At 70.0% G+C, this 25,104-nt stretch carries 16 protein-coding genes and 1 tRNA gene; 5 read left to right on the top strand and 12 right to left on the bottom strand.

Annotated features, from left to right (window positions below):
- Positions 1 to 28: 28 nt before the first annotated feature.
- Both IA22_RS0124800 and IA22_RS0124795 read left to right on the top strand, forming a co-directional pair.
- The gene (locus IA22_RS0124800) at positions 29 to 4,741 is read left to right on the top strand and encodes an Lhr family ATP-dependent helicase (protein WP_030124875.1); all 4,713 of its coding nucleotides are present in this window, start codon (positions 29 to 31) and stop codon (positions 4,739 to 4,741) included.
- Positions 4,742 to 4,837: 96 nt separating this feature from the next.
- Positions 4,838 to 5,644: an Fpg/Nei family DNA glycosylase gene (locus IA22_RS0124795; protein ID WP_014153698.1), complete on the top strand. Its 807-nt coding sequence runs from the start codon at positions 4,838 to 4,840 to the stop codon at positions 5,642 to 5,644.
- Positions 5,645 to 5,775: 131 nt separating this feature from the next.
- On the opposite strand, the gene IA22_RS0124790 is transcribed toward IA22_RS0124795, so the two are convergent.
- The 11 genes from IA22_RS0124790 to IA22_RS0124730 all read right to left on the bottom strand — a co-directional run bounded on the left by IA22_RS0124790 (position 5,776) and on the right by IA22_RS0124730 (position 21,021).
- Positions 5,776 to 5,994 carry a hypothetical protein gene (locus IA22_RS0124790; RefSeq protein ID WP_015578998.1) on the bottom strand — a complete coding sequence of 73 codons (219 nt, stop codon included), beginning with the start codon at positions 5,992 to 5,994 and terminating at the stop codon, positions 5,776 to 5,778.
- 292 nt (positions 5,995 to 6,286) lie between these two features.
- Positions 6,287 to 6,460 carry a CsbD family protein gene (locus IA22_RS0124780; RefSeq protein ID WP_186819320.1) on the bottom strand — a complete coding sequence of 58 codons (174 nt, stop codon included), beginning with the start codon at positions 6,458 to 6,460 and terminating at the stop codon, positions 6,287 to 6,289.
- Between the two features lie 45 nt (positions 6,461 to 6,505).
- Positions 6,506 to 6,976 carry a Dps family protein gene (locus tag IA22_RS0124775; protein WP_014153701.1) on the bottom strand — a complete coding sequence of 157 codons (471 nt, stop codon included), beginning with the start codon at positions 6,974 to 6,976 and terminating at the stop codon, positions 6,506 to 6,508.
- A 215-nt stretch (positions 6,977 to 7,191) separates the two neighbouring features.
- Complete coding sequence (locus IA22_RS0124770) at positions 7,192 to 7,575, bottom strand: helix-turn-helix domain-containing protein (protein WP_014153702.1); 384 nt, start codon at positions 7,573 to 7,575, stop codon at positions 7,192 to 7,194.
- A gap of 109 nt (positions 7,576 to 7,684) precedes the next feature.
- Positions 7,685 to 8,197: a CinA family protein gene (locus IA22_RS0124765; protein ID WP_014153703.1), complete on the bottom strand. Its 513-nt coding sequence runs from the start codon at positions 8,195 to 8,197 to the stop codon at positions 7,685 to 7,687.
- Positions 8,194 to 9,054, bottom strand: a complete 861-nt coding sequence (gene pgsA, locus IA22_RS0124760; RefSeq protein WP_014153704.1) for a CDP-diacylglycerol--glycerol-3-phosphate 3-phosphatidyltransferase — start codon at positions 9,052 to 9,054, stop codon at positions 8,194 to 8,196. The genes IA22_RS0124765 and pgsA overlap by 4 nt, the downstream gene beginning before the upstream one ends.
- Positions 9,051 to 10,529 (bottom strand): 30S ribosomal protein S12 methylthiotransferase RimO, encoded by a 1,479-nt coding sequence (rimO, locus tag IA22_RS0124755; protein ID WP_014153705.1) that lies wholly within the window; start codon positions 10,527 to 10,529, stop codon positions 9,051 to 9,053. The genes pgsA and rimO overlap by 4 nt, the downstream gene beginning before the upstream one ends.
- A gap of 243 nt (positions 10,530 to 10,772) precedes the next feature.
- Complete coding sequence (locus tag IA22_RS0124745; RefSeq protein ID WP_015578993.1) at positions 10,773 to 11,573, bottom strand: helix-turn-helix domain-containing protein; 801 nt, start codon at positions 11,571 to 11,573, stop codon at positions 10,773 to 10,775.
- 214 nt (positions 11,574 to 11,787) lie between these two features.
- Positions 11,788 to 14,553 carry a DNA translocase FtsK gene (locus IA22_RS0124740; RefSeq protein WP_051694835.1) on the bottom strand — a complete coding sequence of 922 codons (2,766 nt, stop codon included), beginning with the start codon at positions 14,551 to 14,553 and terminating at the stop codon, positions 11,788 to 11,790.
- Between the two features lie 110 nt (positions 14,554 to 14,663).
- Entirely contained in the window at positions 14,664 to 15,344 is a 681-nt protein-coding gene (locus tag IA22_RS0124735; protein ID WP_015578989.1) for a response regulator, read from the bottom strand.
- A gap of 244 nt (positions 15,345 to 15,588) precedes the next feature.
- Positions 15,589 to 21,021 (bottom strand): HAMP domain-containing protein, encoded by a 5,433-nt coding sequence (locus IA22_RS0124730; protein ID WP_030124872.1) that lies wholly within the window; start codon positions 21,019 to 21,021, stop codon positions 15,589 to 15,591.
- A gap of 400 nt (positions 21,022 to 21,421) precedes the next feature.
- Here IA22_RS0124730 and IA22_RS0124725 point away from each other — a divergent pair, with 400 nt between their 5' ends.
- Together IA22_RS0124725 and IA22_RS0124720 are read left to right on the top strand one after the other, a co-directional pair.
- Positions 21,422 to 24,049, top strand: coding sequence for a SpoIIE family protein phosphatase (locus IA22_RS0124725; RefSeq protein WP_014153710.1), 2,628 nt, complete (start codon positions 21,422 to 21,424; stop codon positions 24,047 to 24,049).
- Between the two features lie 136 nt (positions 24,050 to 24,185).
- Positions 24,186 to 24,656 (top strand): hypothetical protein, encoded by a 471-nt coding sequence (locus tag IA22_RS0124720; protein WP_030124871.1) that lies wholly within the window; start codon positions 24,186 to 24,188, stop codon positions 24,654 to 24,656.
- Between the two features lie 69 nt (positions 24,657 to 24,725).
- Here the strand turns inward: IA22_RS0124720 and IA22_RS0124715 are convergent.
- Positions 24,726 to 24,798, bottom strand: a tRNA-Thr gene (locus IA22_RS0124715).
- On the opposite strand from IA22_RS0124715, the gene IA22_RS35415 reads away from it, so the two are divergent.
- Positions 24,766 to 24,984 (top strand): hypothetical protein, encoded by a 219-nt coding sequence (locus tag IA22_RS35415; RefSeq protein ID WP_078468458.1) that lies wholly within the window; start codon positions 24,766 to 24,768, stop codon positions 24,982 to 24,984. The genes IA22_RS0124715 and IA22_RS35415 overlap by 33 nt on opposite strands.
- Positions 24,985 to 25,104 lie beyond the last annotated feature (120 nt).

The following is a 25,104-nucleotide window of genomic DNA, read 5'->3' as shown; positions in this document are numbered from 1 at the left end:
GTCGGTGGTGGGGTGCACGATGGGGGGCATGGCCGGTTCCGCACTCGATTCGTTCTCGCCCGCGACCCGCAGCTGGTTCGCGGGCGCCTTCGACGCGCCCACCGCCGCGCAGGAGGGGGCCTGGCGTGCCATCGGCGAGGGTTCGGACGTCCTGGTCGTCGCACCGACCGGATCGGGCAAGACCCTGGCCGCGTTCCTGGCCTCCCTGGACCGGCTGGCGGCGGCCCCGCCCCCCGCCGAGGCGAAGAAGCGCTGCCGCGTGCTGTACGTGTCACCGATGAAGGCCCTCGCCGTCGACGTGGAGCGGAATCTGCGGTCGCCGCTGACCGGGATCCGTCAGGAGTCGGTGCGCCTGGGCCTGCCGGAGCCCGAGGTACGGGTGGGCATCCGCTCCGGCGACACCCCTCCGGCCGAGCGCCGCTCGATGGCGACGAAGCCGCCGGACATCCTGATCACCACGCCGGAATCACTGTTCCTGATGCTCACCTCCTCGGCACGGGACGCGCTGGCGGGGGTGGAGACGGTCATCGTGGACGAGGTGCACGCCGTCGCGGGCACCAAGCGCGGCGCCCATCTCGCCGTCTCGCTGGAGCGCCTGGACGAGTTGTTGCCGCGACCCGCCCGGCGTATCGGTCTCTCGGCCACGGTCCGCCCGGTCGACGAGGTCGCGCGGTTCCTGTCGCCGCAGCGGAAGGTCGAGATCGTCCAGCCACCGTCCGCCAAGGAGTTCGACCTCTCCGTCGTGGTACCGGTGGAGGACCTCGGCGAGCTGGGCGGCTCCCCCGCCACCGGTGACGAGGGCGGCCAGGCGGAGAAGCCGTCGATCTGGCCGCACGTCGAGGAGCGGATCGCCGATCTCGTCCAGTCCCACCGCTCCACCATCGTCTTCGCCAACTCCCGCCGGCTGGCGGAGCGTCTGTGCAACCGGCTGAACGAGATCGCCTACGAGCGGGCGACCGGCTCCGCGTTCGAGGAGGAGCCGGGGGCCGGCGGGTCACTGCCCGAGGCCCACTCCCCCGCCGAGATCATGGCGCAGTCCGGGGCGGCGAAAGGGGCACCGCCCGTCCTCGCCCGCGCGCACCACGGCTCGGTGTCGAAGGAACAGCGCTCGCAGGTCGAGGAGGACCTCAAGGCGGGCCGGCTGCCCGCCGTGGTCGCCACCTCCAGTCTGGAGCTGGGGATCGACATGGGCGCGGTCGACCTGGTGATCCAGGTCGAGTCGCCGCCGTCCGTGGCCTCGGGCCTGCAGCGGGTCGGGCGTGCCGGACACCAGGTCGGCGCCGTCTCCACCGGCGTGGTCTTCCCCAAGTACCGGGGCGACCTCGTGCAGGCGGCCGTCGTCACCGAGCGGATGCGCGAGGGCTCCATCGAGGCCCTGCGGATCCCGTCCAACCCCCTGGACGTGCTCGCCCAGCAGATCGTCGCCACGGTCGCGCTCGACAGCTGGCAGGCCGACGACCTGCTCGCCCTGGCCCGCCGGGCGGCTCCTTTCGCCTCGCTCCCCGAGTCCGCGTTCACGGCGGTGCTCGACATGCTCGCCGGGCGCTACCCTTCCGACGCCTTCGCGGAGTTGCGGCCCCGCGTGGTGTGGGACCGCGTCACCGGCACCGTCACGGGCCGCCCCGGTGCCCAGAGGCTCGCCGTCACCTCGGGCGGCACCATCCCCGACCGAGGGCTCTTCGGTGTCTTCCTGGCCGGCGCGGACCCGAAGAAGGGCGGCGGACGCGTCGGCGAGCTCGACGAGGAGATGGTCTACGAATCCAGGGTCGGCGACGTCTTCACCCTGGGCACCACGTCCTGGCGGATCGAGGACATCACGAGGGACCGGGTCCTCGTCTCGCCCGCCCCCGGCGTCCCGGGCCGACTGCCGTTCTGGAAGGGCGACCAACTGGGCCGGCCCCTGGAGCTGGGCCGCGCACTGGGCGCGTTCCTCCGCGAGCTCGGTGGGCTGTCCGCCGAGGACGCCAGGCTGAGGCTGCTCACGGCCGGACTCGACGCCTGGGCCGCGGACAACATCCTGTCCTACCTGGACGAGCAGCGGCGGGCCTGCGGCCACGTCCCGGACGACCGGACCGTCCTCGTCGAGAGGTTCCGGGACGAGCTGGGTGACTGGCGGATCGTGGTCCACTCACCTTTCGGGGCCCAGGTTCACGCCCCGTGGGCACTCGCCCTGTCCGCCCGGCTCGGAGAGCGGTACGGGATGGACGCCCAGGTCATGCACGCCGACGACGGCATCGTGCTGCGGCTGCCCGACGCCGATCTGATGGGCCTCGACCTCCTCGACTTCGACCCGGTCCAGGCGGACGCGGCCGGGGCCGGCGGGGAAGCGGGACGGGGCGACACCGGCCCGGGATTCCCCGCAGCGGGGTACGACAGCGATCAGCCTCCTGTGGCGGCCGCCGATGTGGTCTTCGACAAGGGGGAGATCAGTCAGCTCGTCACCGAACAGGTCGGCGGATCCGCGCTGTTCGCCTCCCGGTTCCGCGAGTGCGCGGCGCGTGCCCTGCTGCTGCCCCGGAGGAGCCCGGGGAAGCGGACCCCGTTGTGGCAGCAGCGTCAGCGCGCCTCCCAGCTGCTCCAGGTGGCCTCCGAGTTCGGCTCGTTCCCGATCGTCCTCGAAGCGGTCCGCGAATGCCTCCAGGACGTCTTCGACGTACCCGGCCTCACCGAGCTGATGGGTGACCTGGAGGCACGCCGGGTCCGCCTCGTCGAGGTGACCACGCAGGAGCCGTCCCCCTTCGCCCGCTCGCTCCTGTTCGGGTACGTCGCGCAGTTCCTGTACGAGGGCGACTCGCCTCTCGCGGAGAGAAGGGCGGCGGCTCTGTCGCTGGACTCCCATCTCCTGGCGGAGCTGCTCGGCCAGGCGGAGCTGCGCGAGCTGCTCGACGCCGACGTCCTCGGCGAGCTGGAGCGTGAGCTCCAGTGGCTGACCGACGACAGGAAGATCAAGGACGTCGAGGGCGTCGCCGACCTGCTGCGCGTGCTCGGCCCCCTGACCGACGCCGAGCTGGCGGAGCGCGGCGCGGAGGCCGCCTGGGCCACGGAGCTGGAGACGTCCCGTCGCGCCCTCCGGGTCCGCATCGGAGGAGCCGCCCACTGGGCAGCCGTCGAGGACGCCGGCCGGCTGCGCGACGCACTCGGCACAGCGCTTCCGGTGGGCGTCCCCGAAGCGTTCACCGAGCCGGTCAAGGACCCCCTGGGCGATCTCCTCGCCCGCTACGCCCGTACACACGGCCCGTTCACCAGCACGCAGGCCGCGAACCGCTTCGGCCTCGGCGTCGCCGTCACCGACGGGGCACTCCAACGACTCGCCGCGTCGGGCCGCGTGGTCCAGGGAGAGTTCCACCCTGCGGGCATCGGCCAGGAGTGGTGCGACGCCACGGTCCTGCGACGGCTGCGCCGCCGTTCCCTCGCGGCGCTGCGCCAGGAGCTGGAGCCGGTTCCGCCCGCCGCGCTCGCCGGCTTCCTCCCCCAGTGGCAGCATCTCGGCGACACCAGCCTGCGCGGGATCGACGGACTGGCACGCGCCATCGAGCAGTTGCAGGGTGCCCCGGTCCCCGCGTCCGCCTTGGAGAAACTGATCCTGCCGAGCCGTGTCGCGGGATACACCCCCGCCATGCTCGACGAGCTCACGACCACCGGGGAGGTCGTCTGGGCAGGGGCAGGGGCCCTCCCGGGCAAGGACGGCTGGCTCTCCGTCTACCTCGCGGACAGCGCGCCACTGCTGCTCCCGCCGCCCCACCCGCTGGAGGAGACCGCGCTGCACGAGTCGGTCCTCACCGCGCTCTCCGGCGGGTACGGACTCTTCTTCCGCCAGATCGCCGACCAGGTCCGGGCCACCACCCACCCGGACTGCACCGATCCGCAGCTGGCCGACGCCCTCTGGGACCTGGTCTGGTCCGGCCGCCTGACCAACGACACGCTCGCCCCCCTGCGTTCGCTCCTTGGCTCCGGTCGCACGGCCGGATCCACCGCGCACCGGGCGAGACGCAATGTCCCGCGCGGCCGTTACGGCTCACTGACCGCGGCCGCCCGTCCGACATCCCGCACCGGCCCGCCGACCGTGTCGGGACGGTGGTCACGGCTCCCCTCGGCCGAGGCCGAGCCCACCCATCGCGCACATGCCCTGGCCCGGACACTCCTCGACCGCCACGGCGTGGTGACCCGGGGCGCGGTGCAGGCGGAGGGCGTCGAGGGCGGGTTCTCGGCGGTCTACCGCGTCCTCGCCGCTTTCGAGGACAGCGGTCAGGCCCGCCGTGGCTACGTCGTCGAAGGGCTGGGCGCCGCGCAGTTCGCGATGGACGGCGCCGTGGACCGTCTCAGGGCGGCCTCCACCGCCCGCGACCGGGCCGACCCCGGCTCGGCCCCCCGCGCCCTGGTCCTCGCGGCGGCCGATCCCGCGAACGCGTACGGTGCCGCTCTGCCGTGGCCCGAGTCGCCGGACGGCGCGGGTCACAAACCCGGCCGCAAGGCGGGAGCGCTGGTGGTCCTGGTGGACGGCGAGCTGACGCTCTACATGGAGCGTGGCGGAAAGTCCCTTCTCGCGTGGCCCACCGATCCGGCCGATCCCGCGCTCCACGCCGCGGCCCAGGCGCTCGCCTCCGCAGCGCGCGCGGGCACGCTCGGCACGGTCACAGTGGAACGCACCAACGGCGTCTCCTCCCTCACGTCCCCGCTGGGCAAGACCTTGGAGGCCGCGGGCTTCCTGGCCACGCCGCGAGGTCTGCGGCTGCGCGCCTGAGTGCGGCTCCGGCCCGGACGGTGCGTCACCACGACCGCCGCGACGGCCGTGACCGCCGTGACCGCCGTGACCGCCGTGACCGCGCATGATGGACGCATGCCCGAAGGTGACACGGTCTTCCAGACCGCCAAGCGTCTCGACTCCGCGCTCGCGGGCGGCGTACTGACCGTCTCCGACCTACGGGTCCCACGATTCGCGACAGCCGACCTGACCGGCCGGACGGTGCTGGACGCCACAGCGCGCGGCAAGCATCTGCTGACCCGGTTCGAAGGGGGGCTCACCCTCCACAGCCATCTGCGCATGGAGGGGGCCTGGCGTGTGTTCGACCACGGGGAGCGCTGGCGAGGCGGCCCCGATCACCAGATCCGCGCCGTGCTCGCGACCGCGGAGCACACCGCCGTCGGTTATCGCCTCCCCGTCCTGGAGCTTCTCCGTACGGAGGACGAGGAGCAGGTGGTGGGCCATCTGGGCCCCGATCTTCTGGGACCGGACTGGGATCCGGAGACCGCTCTGCGCAATCTGCTGGCCGACCCGGGCCGCCGCGTCGGCGACGCACTCCTGGACCAGCGGAATCTGGCAGGTGTCGGCAACGTCTACATGTGCGAGCTCTGCTTCATGGCGCGGGCTACACCCTGGCTCCCGGTCGGCGAGCTCTCCCTGCCCCTCGCCACCCGTCTGGTCAGCACGGCCAAGCAGCTCCTGGACGCAAACCGCGATCGCCCCGTGCGGACCACGACCGCGGCCACTCCCGCCATGTCACGCAGACTCCCCCGGGAACGTCTCTTCGTCTACGGAAGGGTCGGACGCCCCTGTCTGCGGTGTCGCACCCCGATCCGCAAGACCGTCCGCGACGACCGCCCCACCTACTGGTGTCCACGCTGTCAGTCCGGTCCCACCGGCTGAGGCCCCCTATTTGTCCGTCACGCACGCGACGTCGGTGCCCTGCCGATGTCCGTGCGCACGCCCTTCCTGACACCAGGCCGACGGCCGTCGATGAGCCAGGTGGAGCCGAGGAGCCAGGTGGAGCGGAGGAGCTACGTGGACATGTCCGCCCGGTCCGCCCCGGACTCGTCGGAGGACCGCTCCGGCCTCACCGCGGCCGCCACATGCACCGGCAGCAGACTGAGCCCCCATCCCCCGGCGGCCACCGCGCCTTCGACCAGCCCCGTGTGTTCCGGCTCCAGGAGCAGCCTCAGGACCGCCCACCACCACACGCCCCCGAGGACGAGCGCCGGTATGTATCGCCGCACCATGGCTGCCTCCTCCGGCCGACGCTAGTACGGCACGATCTCCCGCCGGGAGGGCGCATCGGTGCGCCACCGGCGCGAGCTGAACGGCTTTGCGCCCCTCTTCCTGTCCTGGGGCTGCTGCGAGGCAGGGAGGCCCCGGGCCTCCTCCGCAGTTTCCCCCGCATCGGCGCCGACTGCATCCCACGGCCTCAGACCCTCGGCCACCGCATCCGCAGACCCGCCCGGCCCCGGACATGCCGGTGCCCCCGGGATCGGGATCCGCGGGGGCACACCGAGCGTGGCGTGGGCCTTCGTATCACCTGTCGTCGTCGTTGAGGGAGTCCTTCACGCCCTTGGCACGGTCGCCGGTGGCACCGAGAGCACCCTCCGCCTTGGCCTTGGCCTGATCGGTCTTGCCCTCGGCCTCCATGCGGCGGTCGCCCGTGACCTTCCCGGTGGCTTCCTTGGCCTTGCCCTTGAGCTTGTCCATGGCCTTCTTGTCCGTCACAGCGATTCCTTCCTCTCGACTTCGGTTTCAGGCGCTCTCGGCCTGGAACATCCACGCATGCTTCTCGAGCTCCGCGGTGAGCGTGATCAGGATGTCCTGGCTGACGGGATCCGGCCCGTCGGTCGCCTCGATCCGTTCCCGCATCCGGTCGATGACCACGCGGAGGGCGTCCACGAGCACGCGTACCGCGTCGCCGTCCTTGATCCAGCCCTCGGGCACGGAATCGATGGCCGTGGTCTTCGCGAGCGTGCGGGACCTGCCGTCCGGGTTGACGCCGATCGCGGAAGCCCTTTCGGCGACGGTGTCCGAGTGCTGACGCGCCGTGTCGACGACCTCGTCGAGCTGAAGGTGCACGGAGCGGAAGCGCGGGCCGACCACGTTCCAGTGGACCTGCTTGGCCACCAGGGAGAGGTCGACCAGGTCGACCAGCGCTCCTTGCAGCGCATCCCCCACGACCTTGCGGTCGCCGTCGGACAAGGCGCTCTTCACGACAGACATGCACTTCTCCGTTCACATAGCTGTTCGACTGACCACTCGTCCACAATGTCACATATAGAGCAAAACGGTCATCCGAGTGGCTGTTCCGGAGAGCTGTCCTCCGGTCTCACCAGGCGCCTGCCCCGCGAATCGACAGCCACACACCTGGCAACGCGAAAGCCCCGGCCGGCCCACGAGGGGCCGGCCGGGGCTTTCGTACACCACGAACCGTGCGGTCAGGCGGCGACGACATCCACCGCTTCCGCGGGCGCCTTGATGGTCACCCGGCCCGTCGGTACGCCGGCGACCGACGCGACGGAGACGGAGTTGAGCATCGGACGTACTGGTACAGGCACCGCATCACTGGCCGCTGCCGACTCGGCCAGCTCTGCCAGCGACAGTTCATCGCTCACCTCACGCATGAGCTCGGACATCCGTACGTCCAGCGCGTCGCAAATGGCGGAGAGCAGTTCGGAGGATGCCTCCTTCTGCCCCCGCTCCACCTCGGAGAGATAGCCGAGCGAGACTCGGGCGGACGAGGAGACTTCGCGCAGAGTACGGCCTTGGCGCTGGCGCTGCCGACGCAGCACGTCACCAAGCAGGCGACGGAGCAGAATCATCGGTGGCTCCCTCCTCGGACCGCGTAGCCGCATCCTTCACGCCCCACCGTACCGCCTTGCGCTGCGGCCGTGCGGGGAGCGATGTCGTGTTCACTCAGGGCTGCAAACATCAATTCCCCCCGTTCTGTTCCGTATCCTGTGCCCTCGCATTTTCGCCGAGTTCGCCGGAGAGCAGCGCGAGGAGACTCCGTACGCTCTCCTTACGGATGTCCGCACGCCCACCGTTCAACCTCAGCTCGACGCATTTACGTACCTCATGTGGCCCGGAAACGGCGATGAAGACCGTGCCGACGGCCTTGCCGTCCTGGGGCTCGGGGCCGGCTACCCCGGTGGTCGAGACGCCCCAGTCGGCGTCGAGGACCCGGCGCACGCCGGAGGCCATCGCTTCGGCGACGGCGGGGTCCACCGCTCCGCGCTCGTCCAGAAGTGCGCCGTCGACGCCCAGCACATCCCGCTTCAGGGACGTGGCATAGGCCGTGACGGACCCACGGAAGCTCTGCGAGGCCCCGGGTACGTCGGTGAGCTCCGCGGCCACCAGGCCGCCGGTGAGCGACTCGGCGACCGCGAGCGTCTCCCCGCGCTCCTGGAGCCGCCGCAGCACCCGGGCCGCACCGGACGTCACCGCTCCGCCTCCGTGGCGCCCCGGCCACCTGCCACGCGCTCCGCGACCGGTTCCCCGATCGGTTCCCCGAGGGACTCCGCAGCGGGCTCCACGACCGGCTCCACGACTCCCTCGGCCGCTCCGTGGACCTGGTCCGTGGCGCACTGCCCTCCGGCGGAGCCCTCCATGTCGACGGCCGTGGCCATCGCGACGGCTTCCATGGCCGCGGCCCTCTCCGCCGCGAGCCCGCGCCGGCGCAGGACGACGGCCTGACGCACGTAGTCGAGACCGGTGACGACCGTCAGCACCACCGCGGTCATCATCACCCAGAAGCGCAAGGTGGCCAGGGGGCCGGTCAGCGCCAGGACGTACATGCCCACGGCGATGCCCTGGGCCAGGGTCTTCACCTTGCCGCCGCGGCTGGCCGGGATCACGGAGTGCCGGATGACCCAGAAGCGCATGAGCGTGATGCCGAGCTCACGGAAGAGGATCACCCCGGTGATCCACCAGGGCAGGTCCCCCAGCGACGAGAGACAGATCAGGGCAGCACCCATGATCGCCTTGTCCGCGATCGGGTCCGCGATCTTCCCGAAGTCGGTGACCAGGTTGTACGTCCGAGCCAGGTGGCCGTCGAAGACGTCGGTGATCATCGCGACGGCGAAGGCCGCCCAGGCGAACGACCGCCAGACCGGGTCGTACCCGCCTTCGTGCAGGAGCAGCATGACGAAGCCCGGAACCAGCAGCAGTCGCACCATCGTGAGGATGTTCGCGATGTTCCACAGGCCGGCCTGGTTCACGGCCGCCGCGCCCAGCTTGCCGCCGCGAGGCACCGGCGTCGCGCCGGAGCCGCCTGCCGCGGATGCCGGGGCTCCCGTCATCTGGCTGCCTCCGCAAGCTCGTGGTGTTCGGCCACGAGGTCCACTCCCTCGGTGCCCACTGCCTTCGCTTCGACCATAAGGCCCGGCACGAGCCCTTCGCGTGTGGTGAAGATGACCTGGCCGTCCGTTTCGGGAGCCTGATGTGCGGCGCGTCCCACCGCCACGGGCCCGTCCTCCTCGTCCTCGACGGACTCCACGAGGACCTGGAGGGTCTCGCCGACCCGCTCCTCCGCGCGCTGCGAGGTCAGCTCCTCGGCGAGCTGGGAGATGTGCGCGAGGCGCTCCGCGATGACGTCGGCGTCCAGCTTGTTCTCGTAACCGACCGCCTCGGTGCCGTCCTCGTCGGAGTAGCCGAAGACACCGATGGCGTCCAGGCGCGCGCCGGTGAGGAAGCGTTCCAGCTCGGCCACGTCGGCCTCCGTCTCACCGGGGAACCCCACGATGAAGTTCGACCGCGCACCGGCCTGCGGGGCCTTCGACCGAATGGTGTCCAGGAGCTCGAGGAAGCGGTCCGTGTCCCCGAAGCGGCGCATCGACCGCAGCACCTTGGGCGCGGAGTGCTGGAACGAGAGGTCGAAGTAGGGCGCGACCTTGGGCGTCGAGGTGAGTACGTCGATCAGCCCGGGCCGCATCTCGGCGGGCTGGAGGTAGCTGACGCGGATCCGCTCGATCCCGTCGACGTCGGCGAGCTCGGGCAGCAGGGTCTCCAGGAGCCTGATGTCCCCGAGGTCCTTGCCGTACGAGGTGTTGTTCTCGGAGACGAGCATGACCTCCTTGACGCCCTGCTCGGCCAGCCAGCGCGTCTCTCCCAGTACGTCCGAGGGGCGACGGGAGACGAAGGAGCCGCGGAAGGAGGGGATGGCGCAGAAGGAGCAGCGACGGTCGCAGCCCGAGGCGAGCTTCACCGAGGCGACCGGGCTGGTGCCCAGCCTGCGGCGCAGCGGGGCGCGCGGCCCGGAGACCGGCGCGATCCCTTCCGGGAGGTCCGCGGGCGCCGGCGTGATCTCCTGGGCGTGCCCGGGCAGCGCGACGGCGGCGTCCTGCCGCTCGGCCGGGCTGATCGGGAGGAGCTTGCGCCGGTCGCGCGGGGTGTGGGAGGCGTGGATGCCCCCGTTGAGGATCGTCTGCAGGCGGTCGGAGATGTCGGCGTAGTCGTCGAATCCGAGGACCCCGTCCGCTTCCGGCAGGGCCTCGGCGAGATCCTTGCCGTAGCGCTCGGCCATGCAGCCGACGGCCACCACGGCCTGGGTTCTGCCGTGATCCTTCAGATCGTTGGCTTCGAGCAGGGCGTCGACTGAGTCCTTCTTGGCGGCCTCGACGAACCCACAGGTGTTGACTACGGCGACATCCGCGTCCGTGGCGTTCTCGACGAGGTCCCAGCCGTCCGCTGCCAAGCGGCCTGCGAGCTCCTCCGAGTCCACCTCGTTACGGGCGCAGCCAAGAGTGACAAGGGCGACGGTACGGCGTTCGGGCATGGGCTCAAGACTACTTTGTCCCGGCACTCGCCCTGCCGAGCAGGGTTCACCGCTACGCGGAGTGACCGAAACGCCGCTGAATCGCGAGAAACGCCAGGACGACGGCGACGGTGTGTGTCCGGCACTTCTGCCGGGCACACACCGTCGGAGAGTCACGGGTGAGGAGGTCAGCCGACCTCGGGGTCACCCTTGGTGTACGAGAGCCGTTCGACCTGACCGGATTCGAACTCGTCGGTGAGGAGGTCAGCCGACCTCGGGGTCACCCTTGGTGTACGAGAGCCGTTCGACCTGACCGGATTCGAACTCGTCGTCGACCTTCTTGCCGTTCACGAAGAGATCGATGGCTCCGGCGTCGCCGAGCACGAGGTCGACCCGCTCCTTGTCCTGGAAGGTCTTGGAGTCGCCCTGGTTCAGCAGGCCGTCGAAGAGCAGCCGCCCGTTGTGGTCCTTGGCGGAGATCCAGCTCTTGCCTTCGGTGGCGCTGAGCCGGACCGTCACCTTGTCCCGCGGAGCTGCGGCGATGACGCTTTCGGAGGGTGCCGGCTTGGGGTCGGCCGGCTTGGTCGTGGCGGGCTTGGACGTGGTCTTGTCGGGCGTCGAGCCCTCGGCCACCTGCGCCGGACCCGAACCCTCGTCCTCACCGTTGAAGAGCGTGAAGCCGACGAATCCGACCACGGCGACGATCGCGGCGACCATGGCCGCGGTCCAGTTCGGCCGACGGGGTTCGGAACGGATGCGTTCCGCCTCGAACAACGGCGCCGCCGGTGTGGGAGCGGGACGACCGCCGTGCTCGGCGTCGAACTCCGCGATCAGCGGATCGGGGTCGAGCCCGACGGCGCGGGCGAACATGCGGATGTGACCGCGGGCGTACACGTCGCCGCCGGAGCGGGAGAAGTCGTCCTCCTCGATCGCGTGCACGATGGGGATGCGCACCCGGGTGGAGCTGCTGACTTCCTCGACCGTCAGACCCGCTGTGATGCGAGCCTGCTGAAGCGCGCGACCGATCGAAGGCCGGTCGTCTTCGGGGGAGTTGCCGATGGACACGGGGGGCGCCTTTCGAGCGTGAGCCACCTGCTGGATGTTCAGTCTAGGGGTGGTACGAAAGGGTGGGGCAACCGGGAGCGACGACTTTGTACGCCATCGGGTTCGCCGGGCAGCCCCTCGGGCTGGACGGTGGGCGGAGCACCGGACGGATCATCCCGTTGCTCCTTTCTTCAACTTGACGTACGGCCGGGCGAAACGGTTGCCCGCAAAACTCCTACGAAGCGGTTTCCCCGCGGATGACGGCCAACACTCCGTCGAGTTCGTCCGGTTTCACCATGACATCGCGCGCCTTGGAACCCTCGCTGGGACCCACGATGTTGCGCGACTCCATCAGGTCCATCAGCCGACCGGCCTTGGCGAAGCCGACCCGCAGCTTGCGCTGCAGCATCGACGTCGAGCCGAACTGGGTGGACACGACCAGTTCGGCCGCCTGGCAGAGCAGATCGAGGTCGTCGCCGATGTCCTCGTCGATCTCCTTCTTCTGCTTGGTGCCGGCCACCACGTCCTCGCGGAAGACCGGCGCCATCTGATCCTTGCAGTGCTGGACGATGGCCGCGACCTCGTCCTCGGTGACGAAGGCCCCCTGCATACGGGTCGGCTTGTTCGCCCCCATCGGCAGGAACAGACCGTCACCCTTTCCGATGAGCTTCTCGGCTCCGGGCTGGTCGAGGATGACCCGGCTGTCGGCGAGCGACGAGGTGGCGAAGGCGAGCCGGGACGGGACATTGGCCTTGATCAGGCCCGTGACGACGTCGACCGAGGGCCGCTGCGTGGCGAGCACCAGGTGGATACCGGCGGCGCGCGCCAGCTGGGTGATCCGGACGATGGAGTCCTCGACGTCCCGCGGGGCCACCATCATGAGGTCCGCCAGCTCGTCGACGATCACCAGGAGGTACGGGTAGGGCGACAGCTCCCGCTCGCTGCCCTCGGGAGCCTTGGCCTTGCCGGTGCGTACCGCGTGGTTGAAGTCGTCGATGTGCCGGAAGCCGTAGGCCGCGAGGTCGTCGTAGCGCAGGTCCATCTCACGCACGACCCACTGGAGCGCCTCGGCGGCCTTCTTCGGGTTGGTGATGATGGGGGTGATGAGGTGCGGGATGCCTTCGTAGGCGGTGAGCTCGACCCGCTTGGGGTCGACGAGCACCATGCGCACGTCCTCCGGCGTCGCCCGGACCATGACCGAGGTGATCAGGCAGTTGATGCAGGAGGACTTGCCGGAGCCGGTCGCACCGGCGACCAGGACGTGCGGCATGTTCGCCAGGTTGGCCATCTCGTAGCCGCCCTCGACGTTCTTGCCGAGCGCGACGAGCATGGGGTGGTCGTCCTCGGCCGCGTCGGCCAGGCGCAGCACGTCCCCGAGATTGACCATCTCCCGGTCGGAGTTGGGGATCTCGATGCCGACGGCGGACTTGCCGGGGATCGGGGAGATGATCCGGACGTCCGGGCTGGCCACCGCGTAGGCGATGTTCTTGGTGAGGGCGGTGATCCGCTCGACCTTGACGGCGGGCCCGAGCTCCACCTCGTACCGGGTGACGGTCGGGCCGCGGGTGAAGCCGGTGACGGCCGCGTCGACCTTGAACTCCGTGAAGACGGTGGTCAGTGAGGCGACGACCGCGTCGTTGGCGGCGCTGCGCGTCTTGCCGGGGCCGCCTCGCTCCAGCAGGTCGAGCGAGGGGAGCGAGTAGGTGATGTCACCGGAGAGCTGGAGCTGCTCGGCGCGGGCGGGCAGCGACCCGGACCGCTCGGGTGCCGGTTTCGTGAGATCGGGGACACCGCCGGTGGGCGAGGTGTCCCTCTCCGCTCCCCCGGGCGTCGCCTTCTCGGCCGACCGCGCGCCGGGGACCGGGGTTCCGGTCCGCTCCCGGTCCGTGGAGACGCCCTGGGTCAGATCCGCGACGACGGGCGACGGGGGCATCCCGTTGAGCACGGCCCCGTCGAGTGCGGCAGCGGCGGCGGCCGCGACGTCGACGGCGTCCATGGAGCGGTTCATCGCGGGCTGCGCGGACGGCCTGCGCGGACGGCGGCGCTTGGCCAGCGCCTCGCCCTCGGCCTGATCCGGGTCGAAGACGCCGTCCGCCTCCGAGCGGCGTCCCGAGGACCGGCGTGAACGCTCGGGCAGTGCTTCGCGCCACTGCTCCTCGTACCGCTCGTCGTCGCTCCCGTCCTCGCCCGGTACGTCCACCGGGTCGACGATGCCGAGCCGGACACCCAGCTGCCGCAGCCGCCGGGGAATGGCGTTGACCGGGGTCGCGGTGACGACGAGGAGCCCGAACACGGTCAGCAGCAGGAGCAGCGGTACGGCGAGGACCTCGCCCATCATGAAGACGAGGGGCTGGGAGGCGCCCCAGCCGATGAGTCCGCCCGCGTCGTGCATGGCGCCGGCGCCGTCCTCACGGCCGGGCGACCCGCAGGCGATGTGGACCTGGCCGAGCACTCCGACGACCAGGGCCGAGAGCCCGATGACGATACGGCCGTTGGCCTCGGGCTTCTCCGGGTACAGGATCAGCCGCACGGCCACGGCACCCAGCAGTATCGGCACCAGCAGATCGAGCCGGCCGAACGCGCCGGTCACGAGCATCTCGACGAGGTCGCCGACGGGGCCCTTCAGGTGCGACCAGGTGCCCGCCGCCACGACCAGCGCGAGGCCGAGGAGCAGCAGGGCGAGTCCGTCCTTGCGGTGGGCCGGGTCAAGTCCCTTCGCGCCGCGCCCTATGGAGCGGAACACCGCCCCGACACCGTGCGCGGTGCCGAGCCAGAGCGCGCGCACGAGCCGGTACACGCCTCCCGTGGGGGACGGCGCGGGTTTCGGCGCGGGCTTCTTCGCCGCGGCCTTCCTGGGAGGCGCCTTTCTGGCGGGCGCCGCCTTCTTCGCAGCCGCCTTCTTGGCGGGCGCGGCTTTCTTCGCCGGTCCTTGCGTACGGCCGGCACCCTTCGCGGTGCCCGCCGTGCCCAGGGAACCCTTGCCGGACGTACGTGAGGCCATGTGACTGAGGTTACCGGTGCTTACGCCGGTGGACACGTGTGCCCACTGCTTCACCCGTCCGTGTCGCCCTTGTACGGACGCCGAACTGACGCCCCTTCAGCCGAGGCAGGTCAGCTCTGCGAGGGAAGCGTGGCCGCGGAACCGCCCGCGCCCGGCTCCAGTGCGTCCAGGGCACGACGCAGACCGGTGAGCTTGCGCTCGAGGTGCGCGGCGGTGGCCACGGCGGCCGCGTCTGCGGACTCGTCGTCCAACTGCTTGGAGAGGGCCTCCGCCTGCTCCTCGACCGCGGCGAGCCGCGCCGACAGCTCGGCCAGCAGGCCGGCCGGCTCCTTCTCGTCGACACCATGAGGGGAGCCGCCCTCGAGCTGCAGCCTCAGCAGCGCCGCCTGTTCCCGCAGCTGGCAGTTCTTCATGTACAGCTCGACGAAGACCGAGACCTTGGCGCGCAGCACCCAGGGATCGAAGGGCTTCGAGATGTAGTCCACCGCGCCCGCCGCGTAACCCCGGAAGGTGTGATGCGGGCCGTGGTTGATCGCCGTCAGGAAGATGATCGGGATGTCCCGGGTCCGCTCGCGCCGCTTGATGTGCGCGGCCGTCTCGAACCCATCCATACCGGGCATCTGCACATCCAGCAGGATGACCGCGAAATCGTCTGTGAGCAGCGCCTTGAGCGCCTCCTCCCCTGACGATGCCCGGACCAGTGTCTGATCGAGCGCAGAGAGGATGGCCTCCAGCGCCAGCAGATTCTCCGGCCGGTCATCGACCAGGAGGATCTTGGCCTTCTGCACCATGGCCCGCCCTCCTCGCCCCGGAATCGCACCGGGTGCCGCCCCAGGGGACGACTCCCTTACGCCGTCCGTCCTTGTGCCGGTCATGGTAGCTGCACCCCGCCCGTCACCACACCCTGTCACCGCGATGTCACTGTGCACATAGCGAAAACGCGGTTGAAGACCAGAAGGTTCCCCGGAATCGACCCACTCACACCCCTCAGGGCGCAGCCCGCCGGCGGATTCCGGCGAGCGGCTCCCCGCACGGTCACTCTCCGCGCATCCAATTCTCCATGACCGACAGCAGATGATCGGAATCGACCGGCTTCGTCACATAGTCGGAAGCTCCGCAGTCGATCGCCTTCTCGCGGTCGCCCTTCATCGCCTTGGCGGTCAGCGCGACGATCGGCAGCCCCGCGAACTGCGGCATCCTGCGGATCGCCGTCGTCGTCGCATAGCCGTCCATCTCGGGCATCATGATGTCCATCAGAACGATCGTCACATCATCGTGCTGCTCCAGGACTTCGATGCCTTCCCGCCCGTTCTCGGCGTACAGCACCGACAACCCGTGCTGCTCCAGCACGCTCGTGAGGGCGAAGACGTTGCGGATGTCGTCGTCGACGATCAGCACCTTCTCCCCGCGGAAGCGGAACGTCCGGCGGTTCTCCGGCTGTTCCTGATCGCTCTGCACCCACTCCTCCGGGGTCGCGGCGGTCTCCTCCCGGGAGCTGCCGTTCGCCAGGGCGGGCCGCTGCGCCGCTCCGCCCAGGGCCTTGCGACGGCGCCGGAACACCCCGGCCGAGTTGGCGGGGTCCCCGAGCGGCGGCTCGGCCCTGGTGCCCTGCGACGCCTCCAGGTGCGGGGCGCCCTCGGCCGGACCCTCGTGGGCCTCCGCCGGCCCGGCCCCCAACTGCGGGTACCCCTGCGGCGGCAGCTCGCTCGGGTGCAGCGGCAGGTACAGCGTGAAGGTGGAACCACGTCCCGGCTCGCTCGCCGCGTGGATCTCGCCGCCCAGCAGACGGGCGATCTCCCGGCTGATGGAGAGACCCAGGCCCGTGCCCCCGTACTTGCGGCTGGTCGTACCGTCCGCCTGCTTGAAGGCCTCGAAGATCACCAGCATCTTGCTCGACGCGATACCGATACCGGTGTCGGTGACCGAGAAGGCGATCAGGTCGCCGTCGGCGTCACGCAGCGAGCCGGCCTCCAGCAGGTGCTCCCTGATGGCGTTCGGCACATCGGCGCCCGCCGGCCTGATGACCAGTTCCACCGCGCCGCTGTCGGTGAACTTGACCGCGTTGGACAGGAGGTTGCGCAGGACCTGCAGCAGCCTCTGCTCGTCCGTGTGCAGCGTGGCGGGGAGCTCCGGGGAGACCCGCACGGAGAAGTCGAGCCCCTTCTCCGCGGTGAGCGGCCGGAAGGTCGCCTCCACGTAGTCGACCAGCTGCACCAGGGCGATCCGCGTCGGGCTGACGTCCATCTTGCCCGCCTCGACCTTCGACAGGTCGAGGATGTCGTTGATCAGCTGGAGCAGGTCGGAACCCGCACCGTGGATCGTCTCGGCGAACTCCACCTGCTTCGGCGAGAGGTTGCCCTCGGCGTTGTCCGCGAGCAGCTTGGCCAGGATGAGCAGCGAGTTGAGCGGCGTACGCAGCTCGTGCGACATGTTCGCGAGGAACTCGGACTTGTAGCGCATCGAGACGGCGAGCTGCTCGGCGCGCTCCTCCAGGACCTGCCGCGCCTCCTCGATCTCGGTGTTCTTCACCTCGATGTCGCGGTTCTGCTGGGCCAGCAGTTCGGCCTTCTCCTCCAGCTCGGCGTTGGAGGCCTGGAGCGCCTTCTGCCGGTTCTCGAGCTCCTGCGAACGGTCGCGAAGCTGCTCGGTGAGCTCCTGCGACTGTTCGAGGAGCTTCTCGGTCTTCGTGTTGACGCTGATGGTGTTGACGCTGGTGGCGATCATCTCGGCCAGCTGGTTGAGGAAGTCCCGCTGGATGTGCGTGAACGGCTGGAACGACGCCAGCTCGATGACACCGAGCACCTGGCCCTCGAAGAGCACCGGGAGCACGATCACGTGCGCGGGCGGCGCCTCGCCGAGGCCGGAGGAGATCTTCAGGTACCCCGGCGGCACGTTGTCCACCTGGATCGTCCGCTTCTCCTCGGCCGCCGTGCCGATGAGCGTCTCACCGGGCCGGAACGAGGTCGGCATGGAGCCCGCCGAGTAGCCGTAACTGCCGCGCATGCGCAGCTCGTACGAGCTGTCCTTCCCGCCCTCGCCGACCTCGTCGGTGTCCCCCGTGCTCATGGCCAGGAAGAACGCGCCGTGCTGGGCGGAGACGACGGGCGTCAGCTCGCTCATGATCAGCGAGGCGACGTCGTCGAGGTCGCGGCGGCCCTGCATCAGGCCGGAGATCCTGGCGAGGTTGCCCTTGAGCCAGTCCTGCTCCTTGTTGGCCAGCGTGGTGTCGCGCAGATTGGCGATCATCGTGTTGATGTTGTCCTGCAGGACCTGGATCTCGCCCGCTGCGTCGACATCGATCTTGAGGTTGAGATCGCCCCGGGTCACCGCGGTGGCGACGGCCGCGATGGCACGTACCTGACGGGTCAGGTTCCCGGCCATCTCGTTCACCGACTCGGTGAGGTCGCGCCAGGTCCCGTCGACGTCCCGGACCCGGGCCTGTCCGCCCAGCTGACCCTCGGTACCCACTTCACGGGCGACCCGGGTCACCTGCTCGGCGAAGGACGAGAGCTGGTCGACCATCGTGTTGATGGTGTTCTTCAGCTCCTGGATCTCACCGCGCGCGTCGATGTCGATCTTCTTCGTGAGATCGCCCTTGGCGATGGCCGTGGTCACCGTGGCGATCTGGCGCACCTGACCGGTCAGGTTCGACGCCATCGAGTTCACCGACTCGGTGAGGTCCTTCCAGGTGCCCGAGACACCCGGCACACGCGCCTGCCCGCCGAGTTCGCCCTCGGTACCCACCTCACGGGCCACCCGGGTCACCTCGTCCGCGAACGAGGACAGGGTCGTCACCATCGTGTTGACGGTGTCGGCGAGCTCGGCGACCTCGCCGCGCGCCTCGACCGTCACCTTCTTCGTGAGGTCACCGTTGGCGACGGCCGACGAGACCCGGGAGATGTTGCGCACCTGGCTGGTCAGGTTGTTGGCCATCAGGTTGACGTTCTCGCTGAGGTCCTTCCAGATGCCCGTGGCGCCACGCACCCGGGCCTGACCCCCGAGGATGCCCTCGGTGCCCACCTCACGGGCGACCCGGGTCACCTCGTCACCGAAGTTCATGAGCTGGTCGACCATCGTGTTGACGGTCGTGACCAGTTCGAGGATCTCGCCCTTGGCGTCGACGGTGATCTTCTTGGAGAGATCCCCCTTCGCCACCGCCGTGGTCACCTCGGCGATGTTGCGCACCTGGAGCGTCAGGTTGTTCGCCATGCCGTTGACGGACTGGGTGAGGTCCTTCCACGTACCGGAGACGCCCTGCACCTCCGCCTGCCCGCCGAGGATGCCCTCCGTACCCACCTCACGGGCGACCCGCGTCACCTGCTCCGCGAAGTTCGAGAGCTGGTCGACCATGGTGTTGAGGGTGTTCTTCAGCTCCAGGATCTCGCCCCGGGCGTCCACGTCGATCTTCTGCGACAGGTCACCCCGGGCCACCGCCGTCGCGACCTGCGCGATGTTCCGGACCTGGGCGGTGAGGTTGCCCGCCATGCCGTTCACCGAGTCGGTGAGGTCGCGCCACACACCGGCCACACCGGGCACCTGGGCCTGGCCGCCCAGCCGTCCGTCCGTGCCCACCTCGCGGGCCACCCGCGTCACCTGGTCGGCGAACGCGGAGAGCTGGTCGACCATGGTGTTGATCGTGTTCTTCAGCTCCAGGATCTCGCCCCGGGCGTCCACGTCGATCTTCTGCGACAGGTCACCCCGCGCCACCGCCGTGGTGACCTGCGCGATCTGGCGCACCTGAGAGGTCAGGTTGCCCGCCATGAAGTTGACGGAATCGGTGAGCTCCTTCCAGGTACCGGAGACACCGTCGACGCGCGCCTGACCGCCCAGGCGGCCCTCCGTGCCCACGTCCCGGGCCATCCGTGTCACCTGGTCGGCGAAGTTGGACAGCTGCGCCACCATCGTGTTGACGGTGTTCTTCAGCTCCAGCATCTCGCCGGCCACGTCCACGGTGACCTTCTGCGACAGATCGCCGTTCGCGACGGCCGTGGTCACCTGCGCGATGTCACGCACCTGGCCGGTGAGGTTCCGGAAGGCGGTGTTCACCGAGTCGGTGAGGTCCTTCCAGGTCCCGGCCGCTCCGGGGACCTCGGCCTGACCGCCCAGGCGTCCCTCGACGCCGACCTCCCGGGCGACCCTGGTCACCTCCGAACCGAAGGCCTGGAGCTGGTCCACCATCGTGTTGACGGTGTTCTTCAGCTCCAGCATCTCGCCGGCCACGTCGACCGTGACCTTCTGCGTCATGTCACCGCTGGCCACCGCGGTGGTCACCTGGGCGATGTCACGCACCTGCGTCGTCAGGTTCCGGAAGACCGTGTTGACCGAGTCCGTGAGGTCCTTCCAGGTGCCCGCGGCGCCCGGCACCTGGGCCTGACCGCCGAGGAGACCCTCACCGCCGACCTCGCTCGCGACGCGCGTCACCTCGTCCGCGAAGGTACGCAGCGTCTCGGTCATCTGGTTGATCGTCTCGGCGAGCTGCGCGACCTCACCGCGGGCGCTCACCGTGACCTTCTGGGAGAGGTCACCGTTCGCCACAGCGGTCGTCACCTCGGCGATGCCGCGTACCTGGGACGTGAGGTTCCCGGCCATCGTGTTGACGGAGTCGGTGAGGTCCTTCCAGACCCCGGCGACCCCGGGCACCGTCGCCTGCCCGCCGAGTTCGCCCTCGGTACCCACCTCGCGGGCCACCCGGGTCACCTCGGAGGAGAACGAGGACAGCTGGTCGACCATCGTGTTGACGGTGTTCTTCAGCTGGAGCATCTCACCGGCCACATGGACGGTGACCTTCCGTGACAGGTCGCCCTTGGCCACGGCGGTCGTCACCAGGGCGATGTCGCGCACCTGGGCCGTGAGCCGGTAGGCCATGGTGTTCACGGAGTCCGTGAGGTCCTTCCACGACCCGGACATCCCACGGACCTGGGCCTGGCCTCCCAGCTTGCCCTCGGTGCCCACCTCGACGGCGACCCGCGTCACCTGCTCGGTGAACGCGGACAACTGGTCGACCAGGTTGTTGACGGTGCGGGCGACCTTCAGGAACTCCCCGCGCAGCGGGCGTACCGTCTCGTCGGCCGTGTGGGTGCGCAGCTCCATCCGCTGCTCGAGGTCACCGTCGGCGACCGCGGAGAGTACGCGTCCGACCTCGGACACGGGGCGCGCCAGGTCGTCGACGAGCTCGTTGGAGGCATCGATCGCGGCAGCCCAGGAGCCCTCGCAGGCGCCTGTCTCCAGGCGCTCGGTGAGTTTCCCCTCGCGTCCGACCACCCGCCGCACACGGGCGAGCTCGCCCGTCAGGTGCAGATTGCGGTCGGCCACCTCGTTGAAGACCGCGGCGATCTCCGGGAGCACCCCGTCGCCGGAGACGGTGAGCCGCCTGCGGAAGTTGCCGTCACGCATCGCCACGAGGGCCGCGAGCAGTCTGTTGAGAGCTGCCGCGTCCACATCGACGGTTCCATTGCGCTGCTTTTTCACGGACTGCCCGCCTTTTGTGCGCGTTCCTGAACCCCGCGCCGCCACGCCAGACTCCACCGTGTCCCTCCCGCAGGGGTTGACCGTATCGCTCGGGCCTTGTCGGAAGCTTGCCCACTTCCACTTTGGCTCACCGCCACAGCACACCGTCGACGGGTGACCATGCGGTCGTCAAATCGTTGAAACGTACCAGGCCGGAACGGGAGGACGGGGAAAGTCTCCTGGTCGTCCCATTTCCCTCACCGGGGACCCCATAGTTGTGCGCCCGGCGCACGACCACGCGTGTCCTGCGTACCCAAGTCCGCCCTCGTGTACCCGCGACACCGGGCGAGCGTCTAGCCTGGCAGGCGAATCGAAGCGGCGACATACGGGCACAGGACTCGGGGAAGCGACGAGACACCAAATGGGGAGTGCTGTGATCACCGCGCGCGCGGCTGCCACCTTCGATCCGGTCGGACGCTCGGTCGCGACCGCCCGCGCGTTCGTCCGTGACACCCTTCAGGGGTGGGGCTACACCGACGTCGTTGACGACGCCGTCGTTCTTACCAGTGAACTCGTGACCAACGCGGTCGTGCACGCCGGCACCGCCGCCGACGTGCTCTGTCTGCGCACCGAGGACGGCGTACGCGTCGAGGTCGCGGACCACTACCCGGAGCGCGAGGTCCCGCTCCAGAGCTCGGGCCTCGACTTCGGGAGTCCCGACCGGGAGGGCGGCCGCGGCCTGCTGCTCTGTGCGGCCCTCGCCTCCCGCTGGGGCGTCGAGTACACCCCGACGCACAAACACGTCTGGTTCCAGCTCGACCTGCCGGAACGCCCCGTGGGCATCCGCTCGGCGAGCCCCGTCCTGCCCACGGCTCTCCTGCCGGTGGCAGAGCAGCGCGTACGGGTGGCCGTCGTCCAGATCGACGGCGCCGGCTCCGTCGCCGCGTGGAACGACGACGCCACGTTCCTCTTCGGACACGCCGCCGAGAAGGTCGACGGCAAGCAGTTCACGGACTTCGTGGCGTGGCCGCACACCCCGGGCACCTCCACCGGCATCGCCGACGCACTGCAGCTGTCCCGCTGGGAGGGCAGTTACGGCATCCGCGGCGCGGACGGCCGTGTCATCCCGGTGTACGCCTCGCACCTCAGGGTCCGCGACGCCGACGGCGAGCCGTCCACCGTCTGTCTCCTCGTCCGCGACTACGAACGCGCGGTGCTCCAGACTCCGGTACGCGCTCCCGTCTCCGACACTTCGGCCGAGAACCGCAGTACGGACCCCTTCGAGATCTTCATCGGCTCCCCCGCTCCCGACGACCTCGACGGACTGCTCCAGCGCACGGTCGAGCGGGCACGCGACATGCTGGACGCCGACGCCGCCTTCCTGCTCCTGGCCACCGACGACGAGACCGAGCTGGAGGTACGCGCGACCACCGGCCTGCCCTCCGCCCGCCAGCGCTTCGCACGGGTCCCCGTCGAGGCCGGCACGGGCCGCTACGGCTCGGCCCGCATGCCCGCCGTCCACGAGGACCTCACCGTCGTACCGGGCGCCGTGCCACTGCTCGTCGACACCGGGATGCGCTCTGTCGTCACGGTGCCCCTCAAGGTCGAGGGCCGTCTCACCGGCTCCCTCGGGGTCGCGGCCGAAGCCGCCGGGCGGTACTCCAACGAGGAGGCACTGCGCCTGCAGTTCGCCGCGGACCGCATCGCGCTGGCCGTCGAGTCGGCGAGGCTCGGAGAGCTGGAGCGCCTGCGGCGCGGCTCACTGTCCTTCCTCGTGGAGGCGTCCGACCTGCTGGCAGGAACCCTGGACCGGGATCAGACACTGGCTCTGATGGCGCAGATGACCGTGCCGACGCTGGCCACCTGGTGCGCCGTCTACACCATCGCGGACCAGTCGTCGGAGCCGTACCTCTCGTACGTGCTGCACGAGGACGAGGAACGCATCGACGGCCTGAAGGCGCTGCTCTCCTCCATCGATCCGCCCGACCCGGTTCCGGCCCCCGGCGCCCGGCTCTGGCCGGTGCCCACCGAAGCCGGTCACGAGGCGGCCCTCCGCACGTCCAAGCGGACCTTGGGCACGGACGCACCGCTGAGCATGGGGGCGGCCGCCCGCACGGTCCTGGCCACGGCCGTCGCCGTGGGAGGGGAGACCGTGGTCCTGCCGCTGGTGGCGAGGAACCGCGTGATCGGCATGCTGACGCTCGGCAAGCCGTCCGACGATCATTTCCGCCAGGAGATCCTGGAACTGGCCGAGGACCTGTCCCGACGGGCCGCTCTTGCCCTCGACAACGCCCGCCTGTACTCGGAGCGCATGGCCATCAGCCAGGCGCTCCAGCGCAGCCTCCTGCCGCCCGGCCTTCCCGATGTCCCCAACGTCGAGATCGAGGTCATCTACCGGGCGGCGGGCGAGGGCAACGAGGTCGGCGGCGACTTCTACGACGTGTTCCCCATCCGGGACGGTGCCTACGGCTTCGCCATCGGGGACGTCTGCGGTACGGGCCCGGAGGCGGCGGCGGTCACGGGTCTCGCCCGGCACGCACTGCGTCTGCTGGCCCGTGAGGGTTTCGACGGACCCGCGGTGCTGGAGCGGCTCAACGCCGCCATCCTGGACGAGGGAGCGCGCAGTCGCTTCCTGACGCTGCTCTACGGGGAGTTGTGGCCCCAGGAGGACGGAAGCGCTCTCCTCAAGGTGGTCTGCGCCGGCCATCCGCTTCCTCTGCGTCTGCGCCAGGACGGGTCGGTGGAGCCGGCGGCCGAACCTCAGCCGCTGCTGGGCGTCATCGACGACCTCGAGCTGTACGAGCAGGAGGTGACCCTGGACCCGGGCGACGTGCTCCTGTGCGTGACGGACGGCGTCACGGAACGCCGCGAGGGTGCCCGCATGCTGGGTGACGACGGCCTCGCCGACGTCCTGTCCATGTGTACGGGTCTGACGGCCGGCGCCGTGGCGGGCCGCATCCTGCGGGCCGTCGAGCGCTTCGCCGCGGAACCCGCGTCCGACGACATGGCCATCCTGGCCATGCGGGTCCCGGAGCCGCAGAACTTCTAGCCGTCCCACCGAGGCGCATCCGGAGGGCTGGGCGCCGGCAGGAAGCGATGCACGGCGGGAGCTCCCTCTCGAGCTCCCGCCCCGTTCCGCACCGGCTCGGGCCACGGGGGCCGCCTATGCCTGGCAGCATGCCGCCATGGCCATCCTCTCGCCCGACGGCGACTACTCGATCACCACGATGTACTCCGTGCCCGACGACGCCTGGTACCTGGAGCTGGACCTCGTCGCCACGCGGCGGACCGTGGTCACCGCGATCGTCCCCGACGAGGATCCGGCGCGGGAGCCGACGGTGTGCTTCGACGTCCACGGGGATCATCTGGACATCCCCTACGCGGTGATCCGCTGGTTCATGGACCTGGTCGAGGCGGAGATCCGTACCTCCCGCGACTGGATGCGTCTGCGGCCCGAACTGGTCGAGGTCGTCCGTGGGTTGCGCCAGGAACATCTGGGCGTCATAAGCGACGAGGAGTTTCCCGCCGTGCTGGAGCACGTCCGGGCCGGCGTGCCCGAGGAGGACCTCCAGGCGGTCCTCCTGGCCTCCTTCCGCCGGAGACCGGACGGCACCACCACGGACGACCTGGAGGCGGTTCTGCCCGCCAGTCCCTGAGAATCCCTGAGAAGGCGACGGGTAACGGAAGAAGGCCCCCGCCGTGGGCGGGGGCCTTCTTCCGTTCGGAGCCCCAATGCGGAATCGAACCGCAGACCTTCTCCTTACCATGGAGACGCTCTACCGACTGAGCTATTGGGGCCTGTTGCCCTGCGGCAACGAGATAAAGCATACCCCGAACGAGGGGGTACTCAAAACCAACGTGACGCGCTGTCTGTCGCCTGTGCCGAGCGGGCTGTTGCAGGTGTCCAGCAAGCTGCTGGAGTGCCACTCACCGGCGCACACGAAGTCCGCCGAGGTGCCGGCGGCCGGCAGCTCCGGGCAATGATCCGACCGGACGCCTATGGCGGCCCGGAACGCAGAAAAGCCCCGTGCCACAAGGGCACGGGGCTTTCCCGGAATAATTGTTCGGCGGCGTCCTACTCTCCCACAGGGTCCCCCCTGCAGT

Origin of the sequence: Kitasatospora papulosa (genome assembly GCF_000717245.1) — a bacterium.
In the GTDB taxonomy this organism is placed as follows: Bacteria; Actinomycetota; Actinomycetes; order Streptomycetales; family Streptomycetaceae; genus Streptomyces; species Streptomyces papulosus.
Note: the sequence above shows the minus strand (reverse complement) of the source record. Positions and strands in the feature narration are given on the sequence as shown.

Coding starts and splice junctions, on each gene's coding strand:
- IA22_RS0124800 (WP_030124875.1), top strand. CDS start 29: ATGGCCGGTTCCGCACTCGATTCGTTCTCGCCCGCGACCCGCAGCTGG.
- IA22_RS0124795 (WP_014153698.1), top strand. CDS start 4,838: ATGCCCGAAGGTGACACGGTCTTCCAGACCGCCAAGCGTCTCGACTCC.
- IA22_RS0124790 (WP_015578998.1), bottom strand. CDS start 5,994: ATGGTGCGGCGATACATACCGGCGCTCGTCCTCGGGGGCGTGTGGTGG.
- IA22_RS0124780 (WP_186819320.1), bottom strand. CDS start 6,460: ATGGACAAGCTCAAGGGCAAGGCCAAGGAAGCCACCGGGAAGGTCACG.
- IA22_RS0124775 (WP_014153701.1), bottom strand. CDS start 6,976: ATGTCTGTCGTGAAGAGCGCCTTGTCCGACGGCGACCGCAAGGTCGTG.
- IA22_RS0124770 (WP_014153702.1), bottom strand. CDS start 7,575: ATGATTCTGCTCCGTCGCCTGCTTGGTGACGTGCTGCGTCGGCAGCGC.
- pgsA (WP_014153704.1), bottom strand. CDS start 9,054: ATGACGGGAGCCCCGGCATCCGCGGCAGGCGGCTCCGGCGCGACGCCG.
- rimO (WP_014153705.1), bottom strand. CDS start 10,529: ATGCCCGAACGCCGTACCGTCGCCCTTGTCACTCTTGGCTGCGCCCGT.
- IA22_RS0124740 (WP_051694835.1), bottom strand. CDS start 14,553: ATGGCCTCACGTACGTCCGGCAAGGGTTCCCTGGGCACGGCGGGCACC.
- IA22_RS0124735 (WP_015578989.1), bottom strand. CDS start 15,344: ATGGTGCAGAAGGCCAAGATCCTCCTGGTCGATGACCGGCCGGAGAAT.
- IA22_RS0124725 (WP_014153710.1), top strand. CDS start 21,422: ATGGGGAGTGCTGTGATCACCGCGCGCGCGGCTGCCACCTTCGATCCG.
- IA22_RS0124720 (WP_030124871.1), top strand. CDS start 24,186: ATGGCCATCCTCTCGCCCGACGGCGACTACTCGATCACCACGATGTAC.
- IA22_RS35415 (WP_078468458.1), top strand. CDS start 24,766: ATGGAGACGCTCTACCGACTGAGCTATTGGGGCCTGTTGCCCTGCGGC.